Source organism: Gymnodinialimonas sp., from assembly GCF_059726805.1.
The window spans coordinates 3596069-3609100 of the sequence record NZ_AP041059.1 but is presented as its reverse complement, the minus strand read 5'-3'; the positions used below and the strand labels follow the sequence as shown (position 1 = coordinate 3609100).

Here is a 13032-nt window from a genome sequence, read left to right as displayed (position 1 = left end):
TAGAGAAGGCACCTGGCCTTATCCATACAAAGGCTCGGATCACTCGTGCCAAACCGCAGTTCTCCGAGACAACCCTGAATGCATACCAACCTACGCAACGTTCGGCATTTTTTGCTGGGGTTCTTCGCAAAGCAACGTTCCATTCTTCTGATGCCGCAGCAGAAGTTGCTTCAATTTTTTACCATTGGCGAAGACCCTGGCAGGTTTCATAGCAAAGATTTCCGACGACTTGAGCGTCTTCCTTATGCTTCTCATTTCTGAACGACTAAGGTCAGCAAGAGCGCTTCGGCCCAAGAAGAGACTTTCCGTTCTGATTCCATTTGCTTCAATTATCGAATGTTCACTAAGCAGCAAGTGTGTGTAGGAGAACGGATTTTTTGCTTCCACGCGGTGTATTCCCTTGAAACCGATTAACTGCGCTGCTGGCGCAAGGATCTCCTGGGTACCATACATTCTCTGGACAATTTTTGACCGGATCAGCATCCGGTGCTGCGGTGAGACAAGTAAGTCCCCGTTTTTGGAGGTATGGGAGAACGCCCCTCTCGGTATTCTAATCGGGGCATGCCTCGGGTTGTTGCGCAAATGCAGTGTTGAGACCCTGCGATGCCGAACAAAGGCAATCGGTTTGGCGCCACCGCCGGGTGTACAAACAAGATCACCAACACGGAGATCTTCAATTTTCCTCGAACCAACTGGAGTGGAAATTAGAGTTCCAGGAAGGAAACATGGTGGACCAAGTTGGTTAGTCAGGAGTGGCCCTTGGGTCAACACATACGTCGAGGAAACGAATTCCCCTTCAGATAGTACTTGTCCATCCGTTGGAGTGAAAATGATACTGCCATCACTGATGTAGATTGTCGTGCCCACGTACGTTACGTCGCCAACCCCAGGAACGGAGATTGTAACGGTATCCCCGGGCCAAGAAGCCGTGACATCTAGACCTGCGACTGCATCATCGTCAAACTCATCAATGTCACCATCATCATTTTGGTCGGTGAGGGTGAATTGTTGGGCAGTTACAACTGTTCCTGGATCCGGTGGGTCTGCAGGATCAAACGTGAAAAATTGGTCTGTGAAACTGGTCGGCATGTGGTCACCAAGTTGGTTGTGTCGACCAAGCCATAATTTGCCAAATCCAAGAAATCATTAACGTTAAAGAGAGTGAGATTTTATCTCCAAATTCCAACAAAATTTGAGAGAAACGCGCGGAAGATGGCTCTGAAATATGAGAGAATAAACATCTAGATGAGAGCCCCTTGACCGGCGGCTCGCGGTGATCAAGTGGAGTTTGGCGGAACAGAATCTGCCGTGCGACTATCCAATAATGAAATGCAGCCGCCGTCGCCACTCGCTACGAGCCATAACTAAGTACCTATCTACAGTGTCCGTCGTCAGGGTTTTGGGGTCCAAAAGCGGCCTAAACTGGTTGGGAGTTCGGCTCATATGTTTGGTTTGACTATGCGGCGTGTTTGCGGTGATGCAAGCGTTGCGCTTCAAGCGTCTCTCGTTCGATCCTTCCTCTTTGTTGTAGAATGGCTTTGTCGCGGCCGAAGTAGACGTCGGACGGTGTGAAGTTGTTCGGGCTCCCGTGGCAACGGGTGTCGTCATGAATGCATCGGGTTAGGTCAGCAGCACCCACGCTTCAGGTAATTCTGATTCCTCGCCAAAAACAAAAGTAACTCTGCTGCAAGGCAGAGTTTCTTTCGTTCGTGCGTGGCGCGTACGATGCAGCAGGTCCGGGTCTCTCTTTTTCTACCGTTTGATTTCCTGCTGACCAGTCGTGTTAGTGGGCCCGTCGAAAATCGGAGCTTGTCTGACGTCAGTATCTATGGGTCCAATTAGGGCAATGTGATAAGGGAGTGCTTGTTGCTCATCGTAGCTACCGAAAAGTGGATGATGAGAAGCCCTGGAAAGTGTGCGGGGCCAAGACTTGGGCGGGGCACACTTGCCGGGAAAAAAGTGAACCTGGGCGCAAGCGTTGTAGGCTTCACGGTGCCCTTAGCACCTGCCCCAGGACGCAAGGGGCGCGCAACCTGATCTCCTTTGCCTAGCAAAAGCGTTGGGAGAGGTGGCGCGCCGAAAGAATGGTGAAAATCAATGAACGATCCAACTCCTTTTGAAATATCTTGCTTACCGACGATTGAAGTGCATACCTCGCTACCAACGAGTATAACAACGCTGCAACAAACGTGCATTCCGAAGACTTGATCGATCCGTGTGAAGAACTGGAAGAATTGTATCAGGCTAAGTACGGCGATCCAGTTGACATTCTATTGCGCGGACTTTGTGTCCCATTGGGCGCGCTTCTTCTCCACCTATATACGGGATGGTTTGCCACCGTTCTTTGGGCTATGCTCTTTGCAGGGGTCCACGCCGTACAGTGGCCATTTCTTACACTGCGCAAGAACGTTGCAACTCAGCGTGATGCGCTTGTCGGTAGTGCACTCTTCATCGCAGTGCAAATCTCTTTTTTGTGGTTACCTACTGCGTTGGCCGCAGGCGAAGATCCGAGTCTGATGCTGATCGGAATGATGGTTTTTGTAATTACGGCAATGTATCACGTTCGGCGGGCTGACCGGTCCAAGTGGCTTGTCGTCACACAAATCACCGTTTTTGCAGCTTCGCTCACCTACATCTCATATACATGCATCGAAAGAAGCGAAGATCCGATTGTTCAAGCGGGCGTCGTGATGGTCACTGTGTTTGCCGTCATTTTCATCTCGGTAACGATGCTCGGCGCCCATCATAGGCGCCTTGAAATCATTCAAGCTTCCGCCATTCTTGCACAAGAATAGAAAATGTCGGCTATTAGGAAGCTGGCAGGTGGCGTCGCTCATGATTTCAACAACGCACTCACGGTAATCAAAGGAAATTTGGAGTTGTTCAACGAGATCCATGAGGCAAGCGAGCGGCGGGAGGTGATGTCAGAAGCTCTACTTGCCGCTGAGCGTGCCGAGGGCGTCATTGAACAGCTACTGATCTACGCCGGCAAGGCACCTTCAAAATCTCGCAAGATGGATGCCAATGACGCATTGGAGGCATTGGCAGCCCTTGGCCGAACGATGGTTCCCGAACGCATACAACTTGAAGTCACCATATTACCGTTCCCGGTGATGATTGAAGTCGATCATCGTCAGCTGTCGGCTGCGCTTCTGAACCTCTTGAAGAACTCAGTAGATGCCATCGAAACCAATGGCACCATTGTTGTTAGTCTAGCGATAAGCAACACAATGGAGTCTCCGACAAACGTAAGTGAAAGTGTGCTGCGCAATGGAAAGTATGCTATCTTCAACATGTTTGATACAGGATCAGGCATTCTTCCTGAAATTCTTGGTAACGTCTCGGACCCGTTCTTCACCACAAAGGAACCTGGGAAAGGCACTGGCCTTAGACTTTCCATGGTGAGTGGGTTCGCCACGGAAAGTGGAGGAAAGATGGAAATCGATGGCACGAAATCTGGAACATCCGTGTCACTCATCTTTCCGCTACAGACTTGATGCTTTCCTCACGTGCAGGAAGACCTGGGCTCTAATCGAAGGGTTTGGTTCAGTCTGTGACGAACAGTTTAGAAGGACAATTGGGACAGCAATGTCAAAAGTGTCACAGGGGCTGTGGGCCACTCAACTGCGCGGTCTCTTCCCCAAGTGACGGGGGATTTGAGCCAAATGCACCGATCCGAATACTCTTTTGAGCCGAAGTCATGTCACCTTGAGTTGGGCAATAGCCGCAGCCTCAATCTCCTGTGCGAATTCCGTTGCATGTGAAAAGACTATCTTCTGCAAGTCGTCTTTCGGCTCCGAACCATCAATCCCCTCAACTATCGGAGCAATCAACGTCATGATGTGTTGCTCAGGATCAACATCCATCCTTGCTATTCTTGCCAGCATGGTTTGGAGGATTAGTTTCGTCACCAACCGCTCAGCGCTTATTTTCGCGTTTGACGCGTCAATTGCTTTGCGTAGCCTCTCAACTTCACTCATGTCCGCATCCCCGATGATCTGCCCTTAGCCTCACAGGAAGATTTCAGAGAGTCCACCCGCCCCAAGCGGTTGCCAGGATTCGGTTAGCGAGATTCCTCATTGCGCAACCTGAGTGTTCGAAGGTTCTCATCTATGCCCCTCGTAGGTCTCTTCATGTTGCTCGCTTGTTTGATCGCAAAGGATAATTCCTTCGCGCGCTGCCTTACGCGGTTCGTGCTTTGGGTGAGGTCCAAAAGAACTTGAGGATAGACGCACCGTTTTGTCGTGGGGCCTGCCGTAGACCACAGCCTCCAAGACGCTTAGGCAGGCCTCTCGACTCACTTCAATGGCGCGTCGGAGAGTAGCTTTAGAGATGCTCGAAGCAGACATGTCAAAACTACCAAATTTGCTAATCATTGAGAATTCGAGCGGCATAATCCAGGCCTAATTCACCTGAAGTGTGTCCAAGATGTGTGACGTAACGTCAATAGAACTGGTTGGGGTGTCTGCACAAAAAAGCACCAGATATCGGCTAGAATTCGCTTACGTAAGATAGACCTTAACTCTTTGTTAACGAAGATTAGCGATCCAAGACCTAACAGGGGAAAGGAACGTCATGCCACATTTAACAGATCACTTAGCCAAGCTTACCTGCGCAGCCCAAACTGCCAGAGACCTAGGGTACGTGCATACAGGGCGTGCCTTGGAGCGTCTTATTCTAACCGAGCAAGAGCGTCTGAAGGCTTTTGCGCGAAAGCAGCGCGCTCAGCGAAATGAGCCCACATCTCACAATGGGCGCGGTGATGCATAGGTTCACGTTGCTCTGACGAGTCTTCATTCTGGTTAGCGATTTGTTAACCAAAGCGGTTCAACCCTGACTGCCGACAGATAAGGATGAAGGAGGACAAAGTGGGTATTTCCAGTCTTGTATTGGATGTCGTGGCCGACGTTTTGCTTGATGGCGAGCCTAAGGAAGCCTCGGAGGCGCTGCGGAATTTCGATGATTTCGTGGTTGCTCTTAGCGCCGATAGCGGGATGGCAAAGCGAGAAGTTGAATCGCTCCTAGTGGAGAGAATGCTCCAAGATCCAAGGCACAGAAGGATAAAAAACAACGTTGTCCGTTTGGACGACTATATACATCTCTTACGGGCAAACTGAGCCACAACGGATGGTGTAGATTTGGTCAGTTGTACCAAGGATTATCACCATTGGGCCAGTAGCGAGCAAGATTGTCTCGCACTAAAATCTCGCCGAGTTTGGACATGGACCTGTCTCGTCTTAGTGCCGCCCCATTTGCTCGTTTAGGCTACTTTCCATTCCAAGGCGGCTGGGCTTTTCCAGCGGAGTGCTGAGTGCCGTCGGCGCGGCTTGTAAAAGCCGTTGATGTATTGGAAGGTAGCCTATTGTGCCTCCTTGCGCGTGTGCCAGGACCTTCGCCAGATCAGCTCTGCCTTGATCGTTGTGAAGAAGGTCTCGACGGCAGAGTTATCGTAATAAGTCCCCTTGCCGCTCATCGATACCTGGAAGCCATGCTGGCGCATTAGCTTCCGGTAATCGTGCGCACAGTATTGGCCGCCACGAGCGGTGTGTTGCATGCAGCCTTTGGGTGGCACACGGAAGGCAATCGCCATTTCCAATGCTCGGATCGCCAGGTCGCGTTGCATCCGATTGCTGAAGGCCCAGCCGACAACGCGACGGGAATGCAGTTCCAGGATCACAGCCAAGTACAGCCAGCCTTCTCGTGTCCAAACATAGCTAGTGTTTCCGGCCCATTTCTGATCGAGCCCGTCCGCATGGAAGTCCCGGTTCAGCAGGTTCGGCGCAGTGTTGAAGGCGTGGTTGCTAACGGTCATGCGCTATACCCTTTGCATCCGTTTTGTCAGTCTTGTTCCGCATGGCTGACAACGCCGCGCTGACCTGCCTGGCTTCCAAACAGACGACGTCGAAGCCCTTCTCCTGCATGCCGAAGAACAAGTGTTGGCTCAATGCACCTGCCTCGAACTCGACCCGTTCAATAGATTGGCCGAAGTGGGCGAGGCAATCAGCGATGTCATCAACTTCGCACGGCAACTCGCGTTCCAGGTGCACCTTCCCTTCCCATCGACAATGCAAAGCGCGCACGACCGAAGTGACACGTCTAGTCCAACATAGTATTCCATGATCTGTCTCCCTTGTTCACAGCTATCCTGTGAGTCTATCGGGAGCTCGACCACAGTGCAGGGTCAGCCCAATTACGTATGTTTCCCGCCCTTCTAGAAGGTTAAGTGGTATTAAGTGTGGTACGTTTTTTATTTGGATTCTAAATCATAAGTATTATCAATATTTTGTTAAGTAAGAGCGGCGGACACCTCCTCCGCCAGCGACCCGGGTCTCACTTTGCGATGACCGTTTGTGTCGTGATTATCCCGCGTAATCAAAGCTGCTTCACGGCTATTCATCGGCTGAGACGCACCGCCTTGGCCATGAATGCGGCCCCAACCCGCTTCGTCTCAGTTGGCCATTGATCGCGGTGCGACTCTCGCGGTTACAGGGAATTAACAAGGAAGAATGGAGTCGTGGGTTCCGTGCGGGGCATTGTCAAAAGAGCTTCGATTGAGCGGAGCAGGGCGATCTCATAGCGTTGAGAACTGACCAAACGCCCCCTTTTCAAGTACTTCAAAACCAGTCCCGTGATCATCCGTCTTGCAGTGATTAAGCACGTTCGTTTTCCACTGTCGTTTCGGAACGTCGAAGATCTGCTGCATGAGCGTGGTGCCGATGTGAGCTACGAGAGCGTCCGAAACTGATGGCTTCGATTCGATGTTTGCGTTTGAAATCAAGAAACGGCGGATCGTAGGGCTGAAATCGAGCCGATGGCGTTGGCACCTGGACGAGGTAATCGTGAAAATCAGAGGAGAATTTCATTAATTGTGGTGTACGGTGGACCATGAAGGTGAGGTATTGGAAACAGACAGCCTCACTGTCGTAGCTGAGATTGGTTCAAATTCGTCTGACAGCACTCCGAAAACCATTCAGCGGTTTTCTGAAGGCCCTCGCCAAACGAAGTCTCGGGCAAGAAACCGACCGTCTTCAACCTGTTGCAGTCGCCGATGAGAGACGCGGCTTCGCCTTCTCGGTTCTGACCCCTGAAGACGGCGGACACATGACTTGATCCCATAGCATTGAGGACCCTTGCCGCAACAACCTCGATCGCGACACCGTGCCCAGAGCAAATGTTGAACACCGGCGTGTCCTCACTCGCGTGGTTCGCCAGCGTCAGGAGACCGCGGATAGCGTCGTCGACATACAGAAAGTCGCGCACTTCTTTTCCGGAGCCCAAGAGATCAATCGTTTCGCCAGCTTGGCTCGCTTTGCACATTACATCGTAAATGACCTGTTTCGTCTGACCCGGGCCATAGACTGAAAACAGACGTGCTACGGCGCTTCTGAAACGGAAGGGTCTCGGCGGGCTTCGCAAGAGTTGTTCTGCGCGGAGTTTACTCTGCGCGTATGGCGACATTGGGCGTGGCACATCGTGTTCGGAGAATGGCGTAGGACCCATCTCGCCGTAGACTGCGCCAGACGAGACGTATACCAGAGCGCCCGCAAAGCCCGATCTCTGCAGTGCGCGGAAGAGTTGAGCCGTGGCCAGATAGTTGCTTTCAAAATCCAAACCTGGTTGCGTCACCGATTGCGTCGCATAGGGCCAGCCCGCCAAGTGAAAGACATAGTCGAACCTTCGGGAGGCGAGAAATTCTTCAAACTCACGGGCGTCGAAGGGCAGGGCGAGATATTCATACGTCTCGGGCTTGCAGGGGCGCCGGCCAAGTCCCGTGACGTCGGCGCCAAGGTTTGCCAAAGCGCGGCAAAGATGGCCGCCAAGGAACCCACTTGCGCCCGTGACCAAAACTGGTTTTCCGGCGAGGGTCTCGGTCACGGGCGTTCGACCATTGACCGAAGGGCTTCTTGCAAGCTCGCCCCAACCTTCCGGTCAGAAAAAACGCTCGATTTGGCCGCCCTTGTGCGCTTTCGGATCCGATCCCTGTCATGGGGCGATCTGCCCAATCCGACGGCAAGGTCAACAAAGTGGTCCGGATCGCGCGCGATCGTTTCGGACAAACCCATCCGGGTGAGGGCGGCGGCAGACACGCGACTGCATAGCGTCTCGACGGGGCAGGTTACAATCGGTGCGTCATGGGCCAAGGCCTCAAACGTCGTGGTGCTTCCACCGACGCCGATGCTGTCCAGGAAGACGTCGCCGAGTTGAAGCAATCTGTGAAATCCCGCGTCAGATAGGGTGGGCAGCACGACAACGTGATCTGTGTAGACAAGTCCCTTCGCCTCAAATGCAGTGCGCAGTCTATTTTCGAAGGCTTGGGTAACGGTATGCGCCGCCTTATCCGCGAGGAATACGAACTGGCAATCGCCAGTTTCTTCCGCAATCCGCGCAATGAGGTGATCGTAGAAAGGCAGATACTTAAACAAGGATTGAATGCAGAGGTAGACGACCGCTCCAGGGCGCAAGGACAAGTCTTCGCGGGCGAGGGTGTTTGGCTGGACGGTTGGTGGCTCAAACATCACCGAAAGGCCCGGAAGGCGTATCAGCTGTTCGCTATAGTGATCTTGGGCGTCAGGGACCTCCATCGCATCCCCGCTGAGAAAATAGTCCATTGTGGGCAACCCACTGGTCACATAGGTCGCCCACGTTGTGCATTGCACCGGCGCGATGCGCAGAGCCGACAGTTTAATGGCGGTTTGGTTCATACTCACTTCCGGGTACAAAAGGATATGCGGCCGGACGGCATAGATTTCCTTAGCCCAATTTTCGACCGAACGCGCCCCTGTGACAAAGGATGTCATGGAGGCCCGCGCTTGGGCTGTTTCCGCGTCTTCCAGGTCCGAGAACGAGAAGCCAAACAGCTGAAACTTGTCCGGGTCCAACGTGCGCAGCCACCCTTTCATCACCATTTTCCAAACCGAGTGATTGCGAAACGTCGCTGAGGCGATGGCGATACGAATGGGGCCATCGCTTGGCGGACGCTGTGGCGCACGGTCCCAGGACCAATCCGGATAGCGCGCCGCCATAATGCGGCACAGTATTCGGCCATAGACGCGTTGGAGATCCGTGCAATCGAGCCCCTGGTAGATCAAATAGAACGGCGTGAACCGTCCAACCCAAGGGGCGATCTGGGCCACTTCTTTATCGGGCGCGTCACGCAAACGCGCTTCGAGATTGGCCAATGCAACCCCGTAAGCGTGCCGTCGCCAGAGCATCTGCGTATCGGCGCGGTAGAGGATTGGGCATTGGATCATGCAAGCGGCAAAATGTGCGGCAAGACACCCGGGGTCCCGGCTCAGAAGCTGGTCACAACATGCCAGCGCTTCGTCTGTCTGCCCAAGCCGCGCATGGGCTCGGGCCATCCGAAGGTAGGTTTCATGTACGTCGGGCGCCAAGTGAAGCGCCCGTTGGTAGAGTCCTAATGAGAGCACGCTCAGACGAGGGTCTCTTGGTGCCGAGATAAGCGCCTCTGCCTGCTGGAAAAGTGTGGAAAGTGTACTGCTGTCCACCTTCAAAACATTCCCATTCGAGAACCGACCCACCGGCACGTATCGCTTTGAAATTTCAGCTAAACTGCGGCAAAGACGCCAAAGGTACAGCCAGCCAAACGAGCCTCAAGACGGCCTACAGGCGCCAGTCTCTGGATTAACAAGAAAGGGCCCGGCAGCCGTATCTTTGATGTCGATTTTCTCCATCGCAGGCTTTTGCCAAGTCTTTTGACCGTTCTGTTTCTTTTCCATCGTGTCCATCCATTCCCGTTCGAAAACCGGCTCACCGGCACGTATAGCTCTGAATTTCTAGTTGGTCTGCGGCAATACCACCAACAAAACAGCCAGCCCAACGCGCCTCAAGAAGGAACGCAGGCGCCACCCTCTGGGGCAGGAGCAGCGAACCCGGCAGCCGTATCTTTGATGTCGATCTTCTCCATCGCAGGCTTTTGCCAAGTCTTTTGACTGTTCAGTTTCTTTTCCATCGTAGCGACCTCGATTTAGTGATGGTTTTTGCTAGCACAGCGTCAATGCGGTCGCAATTGTTATGGCGATACTATCCGCGGACCGCGGATCAAGGCTCTCAGTCCTCGCCGCAGCTTCAACCGCTTCCAAGTCAATGACTTCATGAATGTTTTCTAGGTCGTTCTTGCCCAGAAAGGTTGCAACCATCTGTTTGGCCCCGGCGTCATACGCGTGTTCGATCGTCTCGAACGCGGCGGTCTCGATCTTGGATATTCTTGTCACCAACTCCGGCGGTGTGACCTGGCGCGCAACATCCCGCATGATGGCACGTTTCTTTCCGTTCCGGATGAACTGAGTCCCGGGTAGGCCAAGCCCAAACTCAAGCACCCGCCGATCCAGCAACGGATAGCGATAGTCTACGCCCCTACGCGCGCCGTTAATCGCCCAGGCCTCAATCCTTCGGGTCAGGTGGCCGTTGTCGAGCCATGTCCATTGGTTGCGTTGGACACCGGGCCTTGGGCGCAGCGTGCGGCCCCGCATCGCTTCCATATCGGCAGCATAGCGTTGGATGATGTCTGGTTGCAGGAAACACATGGCATTCTTTGAAAGCGTGGTTCCCATGATCCACCGTGCGGCACCGTCAGGGAGCATCGGAAGACTGATGGTGCGCCAAAGCCTTCCCAAAATTTGATACCAGGTCCGCGGAAATCGAGCCGCGCTGGCCCGTTTGCTCGCCATGAATTCGGACCAAAGGGTTGGAAGCTTGCCCGACAGGAGGAGTTCGGCCTCAAGCCCCCAACCGTGCCCGGTGATGCATTCGTCCCCGCCCCAACCGGACAGGATCACCTGGGTCCCATCTGCAATGGCTTGGTCCTGCACCAGCGATTCACGCAGCATCATCTCTTGGGGAACGCGCGTGAAGTCCTTGCTGTAGCACGCGGCGAAATGCTCGGGCGTCAGGTCGATGTAGTTGCACTTTATCGAAAGGTGATTGCACAAAAGGTCGATCAGCTCGTGCTCTGTGCCGCGCAGCGTCTTTGGGTCGGGAGACCAGGAGTATCCGGCCAAAGACCGGCCCTGGGGGGCGAGAATACCGGTTGCGATGCCAGCCACGACCGAAGAATCCAGCCCGCCGCTGATGTGACAGCCCATAGGCAAGGCGTCTGACAGTCGGCAGGCAACGGCATTGCCCAGGATATCAGACAGGGCGTCAACATAGTCCGCATGGCGCGCCATCCGGACGGGTGCCACGTCGTCCAGTGACCAATGCCGTACCAGCGCCTCTGTGCTGCCCTGCACCGTCACATGATGGGCGGGCGGTATCTTGACGATGTCCTGCCAGAACGTTTGCCGTTTCTCGGCGTAATACGTGTCCTCTTGCAGAAAAGCGGCTACGAGGGGCATGTTTCGTCGCTTTGGCACCAGGGGGCATGCCAAGACCGCTTCGAGATCTGAGGCAAAGACGAAGGCATCCGGACCATTGTGGTAAAAGAACGGTCGAAACCCCATGTGATCGCGGCAACAGAAGATCCGTCCCCGCACTGTGTCGCAAATGATGAACGCAAATGCCCCAAGAAGCCGGTCTGCACAGGCCGTTCCCCATTTCTGGTAGGCCATCAGAATGAGCGTCTCATTCGTCAGCGTGTCCCGGCGGCCAGCCTCTAGCCCGAGCTGTTCACAAAGCTCGCCTCTATTGTCGAGCCGGGCGTCGGCTACGATCCAAGCGTCTGACTGCGGCTCCAACCGGGTTGGGTAACTCGGGGCTCTTGGCGCGGCATCCGTTTTCATCTGTACAAAGCCCAGGAGCGCGCGGTCCGCTTTGGCGTGGTGCATTCCCACATGCGCCCAAAGGTCCATCACCCCCGACATGGCCGAGAGAGCATCTGGATCCATCGCAGATGCGTCTTTCGCAATTATCCCAAAGAGCCCGCCCATTCCGGGTTACAGCGCCTTCCAATTGCCAATGGTTGCCATGTCGTCATCCCTGGGTCGAACGGCACACATCAAACCACGATGATCATCGACTCTTCGATAAGGCGCTCTACGAAGGCACAGGTGTCTTCCAAGCATGTTTCGTCATCAATCTCGTAGTCTTCTTGCAACGCGGCGCAGATTGCGGCGACCGACATTGGCTCTTCAAGCAGGCGCCAGATATCGGTGCCGACCGGGTTGATGACGTTGTAACTGTCCGTCGCCATACTCATGGTGACGATTTCATCGCCCAACGGTGCGACAACAATGTCGCCTTTGCGCGCGACGACCGTTTCAACGGAAATCTTGTGGGCAGGGGTGCTCATGGCCGTGAACCTTTTGGAGAAACGCGATTTGCTCTTGCACTGTGAACCCTTTCGCGGGCCGTGACAAACCAAACACCTCGGTGCCGTTCAGAAGCGCCGCGGCTGCCTCAAGCAACGCAGGCCTCGCCCCGAGCGCGGCCGCATACTCGCCACGGAACACATTAGTGAGCAAAGCCGCGATCTGTTCCGGTTTTGACTTCCGAGCCCGCGTGACGGCTTGTACCCCTCCGACACCAAGCAGGTAGAGCCCGCCGACAGGGACAGGTTGAGCGTCGGCTTCAGGTGGCAGTACCGCATAGAGCTTATCTTCGAGGTGCCAAACCTTCTGCATATCGTTTGGATCGTACCCCAAAAGCTCTGCCGAACCCCGCCACAGGCGAAGTTGCATGGGACCCGGCAACACTTCAAATCCGCCGCTGGACGCACGCCTCAGCACGCACATGTCCTCGGACAGGAGTTTGTAGCCCTGGTTCGCGAACCCCGCCGCCAGCGTGGATTTGCCCGCCCCGGACGGCCCGAGGAAGATCAGAGCGCCCTTGCTTGTTTCGATGGCGCTGGCGTGCAAGACGAGCTGGCGTCTTTGTAGAAACAGTGCGCCAAAACACTGCGAACAGAGATACAGCCGCGCGAGTTCGTCGCGGCAACCGGGTCGCGGCGCAACGATGATCCTTTGCCCATTGGTCACGGCAAAATCGCCGACGTCCGGAAGTCGCAACTGATACTGGTCAGGGGCGGCTAGGCTAAACCCATCATCCAATAGCGGAGTCTCCATGGGTCTTGGCGGC

At 54.4% G+C, this 13032-nt stretch carries 13 protein-coding genes and 2 pseudogenes; 5 read left to right on the top strand and 10 right to left on the bottom strand.

Annotation, left to right across the window (positions count from 1 at the left end; all coding sequences use genetic code 11):
- Positions 1-90: 90 nt before the first annotated feature.
- Positions 91-1089 (bottom strand): Hint domain-containing protein, encoded by a 999-nt coding sequence (locus tag AC6I9R_RS17490; protein ID WP_461427196.1) that lies wholly within the window; start codon positions 1087-1089, stop codon positions 91-93.
- Between the two features lie 770 nt (positions 1090-1859).
- Between AC6I9R_RS17490 and AC6I9R_RS17485 the strand changes: the two genes are divergently transcribed.
- From AC6I9R_RS17485 to AC6I9R_RS17475, 3 genes are all read left to right on the top strand, one after another.
- Positions 1860-2051 (top strand): HGGxSTG domain-containing protein, encoded by a 192-nt coding sequence (locus AC6I9R_RS17485; RefSeq protein ID WP_497862970.1) that lies wholly within the window; start codon positions 1860-1862, stop codon positions 2049-2051.
- Between the two features lie 138 nt (positions 2052-2189).
- Positions 2190-2795 carry a hypothetical protein gene (locus AC6I9R_RS17480; RefSeq protein WP_461427197.1) on the top strand — a complete coding sequence of 202 codons (606 nt, stop codon included), beginning with the start codon at positions 2190-2192 and terminating at the stop codon, positions 2793-2795.
- A gap of 3 nt (positions 2796-2798) precedes the next feature.
- The gene (locus AC6I9R_RS17475; RefSeq protein WP_461427198.1) at positions 2799-3497 is read left to right on the top strand and encodes a sensor histidine kinase; all 699 of its coding nucleotides are present in this window, start codon (positions 2799-2801) and stop codon (positions 3495-3497) included.
- Between the two features lie 201 nt (positions 3498-3698).
- Here AC6I9R_RS17475 and AC6I9R_RS17470 read toward each other — a convergent pair whose 3' ends face one another.
- Positions 3699-3980: a hypothetical protein gene (locus tag AC6I9R_RS17470; protein WP_461427199.1), complete on the bottom strand. Its 282-nt coding sequence runs from the start codon at positions 3978-3980 to the stop codon at positions 3699-3701.
- 873 nt (positions 3981-4853) lie between these two features.
- Between AC6I9R_RS17470 and AC6I9R_RS17465 the strand changes: the two genes are divergently transcribed.
- Positions 4854-5117, top strand: a complete 264-nt coding sequence (locus AC6I9R_RS17465; protein WP_461427200.1) for a hypothetical protein — start codon at positions 4854-4856, stop codon at positions 5115-5117.
- 143 nt (positions 5118-5260) lie between these two features.
- Here the strand turns inward: AC6I9R_RS17465 and AC6I9R_RS17460 are convergent.
- Together AC6I9R_RS17460 and AC6I9R_RS17455 are read right to left on the bottom strand one after the other, a co-directional pair.
- A pseudogene (locus AC6I9R_RS17460) lies at positions 5261-5809 on the bottom strand (IS3 family transposase); the annotation flags it as partial.
- Positions 5802-6047, bottom strand: a complete 246-nt coding sequence (locus AC6I9R_RS17455; RefSeq protein ID WP_461427201.1) for a hypothetical protein — start codon at positions 6045-6047, stop codon at positions 5802-5804. The pseudogene AC6I9R_RS17460 and the gene AC6I9R_RS17455, both read right to left, overlap by 8 nt.
- 539 nt (positions 6048-6586) lie before the next feature.
- Between AC6I9R_RS17455 and AC6I9R_RS17450 the strand changes: the two are divergent.
- Positions 6587-6863, top strand: a pseudogene (locus tag AC6I9R_RS17450) (transposase family protein); the annotation flags it as partial.
- Between the two features lie 52 nt (positions 6864-6915).
- On the opposite strand, the gene AC6I9R_RS17445 reads toward AC6I9R_RS17450, so the two are convergent.
- The 6 genes from AC6I9R_RS17445 to AC6I9R_RS17420 form a co-directional block, all read right to left on the bottom strand.
- On the bottom strand, positions 6916-7875 hold the full coding sequence (locus AC6I9R_RS17445; protein ID WP_461427202.1) for an NAD-dependent epimerase/dehydratase family protein: 960 nt from the start codon (positions 7873-7875) through the stop codon (positions 6916-6918).
- Entirely contained in the window at positions 7872-9428 is a 1557-nt protein-coding gene (locus AC6I9R_RS17440) for an O-linked N-acetylglucosamine transferase, SPINDLY family protein (RefSeq protein WP_497863115.1), read from the bottom strand. The genes AC6I9R_RS17445 and AC6I9R_RS17440 overlap by 4 nt, the downstream gene beginning before the upstream one ends.
- Positions 9429-9844: 416 nt before the next feature.
- Complete coding sequence (locus AC6I9R_RS17435) at positions 9845-9970, bottom strand: hypothetical protein (protein WP_461427204.1); 126 nt, start codon at positions 9968-9970, stop codon at positions 9845-9847.
- 31 nt (positions 9971-10001) lie between these two features.
- The gene (locus tag AC6I9R_RS17430) at positions 10002-11783 is read right to left on the bottom strand and encodes an asparagine synthase-related protein (protein WP_497863114.1); all 1782 of its coding nucleotides are present in this window, start codon (positions 11781-11783) and stop codon (positions 10002-10004) included.
- 170 nt (positions 11784-11953) lie between these two features.
- A complete protein-coding gene (locus tag AC6I9R_RS17425) occupies positions 11954-12247 on the bottom strand; it encodes a PqqD family protein (RefSeq protein WP_461427206.1) in 294 nt (97 codons plus the stop codon).
- On the bottom strand, positions 12216-13004 hold the full coding sequence (locus AC6I9R_RS17420; RefSeq protein ID WP_461427207.1) for a hypothetical protein: 789 nt from the start codon (positions 13002-13004) through the stop codon (positions 12216-12218). Before AC6I9R_RS17420 ends, AC6I9R_RS17425 begins: the two co-directional genes overlap by 32 nt.
- Between the last annotated feature and the right edge of the window lie 28 nt (positions 13005-13032).

Excerpts from the sequence above, each read along its gene's own strand:
- AC6I9R_RS17490 (WP_461427196.1), bottom strand. The coding sequence starts at position 1,089 with ATGCCGACCAGTTTCACAGACCAATTTTTCACGTTTGATCCTGCAGAC.
- AC6I9R_RS17475 (WP_461427198.1), top strand. The coding sequence starts at position 2,799 with ATGTCGGCTATTAGGAAGCTGGCAGGTGGCGTCGCTCATGATTTCAAC.
- AC6I9R_RS17470 (WP_461427199.1), bottom strand. The coding sequence starts at position 3,980 with ATGAGTGAAGTTGAGAGGCTACGCAAAGCAATTGACGCGTCAAACGCG.
- AC6I9R_RS17465 (WP_461427200.1), top strand. The coding sequence starts at position 4,854 with ATGAAGGAGGACAAAGTGGGTATTTCCAGTCTTGTATTGGATGTCGTG.
- AC6I9R_RS17435 (WP_461427204.1), bottom strand. The coding sequence starts at position 9,970 with ATGGAAAAGAAACTGAACAGTCAAAAGACTTGGCAAAAGCCTGCGATG.
- AC6I9R_RS17430 (WP_497863114.1), bottom strand. The coding sequence starts at position 11,783 with ATGCACCACGCCAAAGCGGACCGCGCGCTCCTGGGCTTTGTACAGATG.
- AC6I9R_RS17425 (WP_461427206.1), bottom strand. The coding sequence starts at position 12,247 with ATGAGCACCCCTGCCCACAAGATTTCCGTTGAAACGGTCGTCGCGCGC.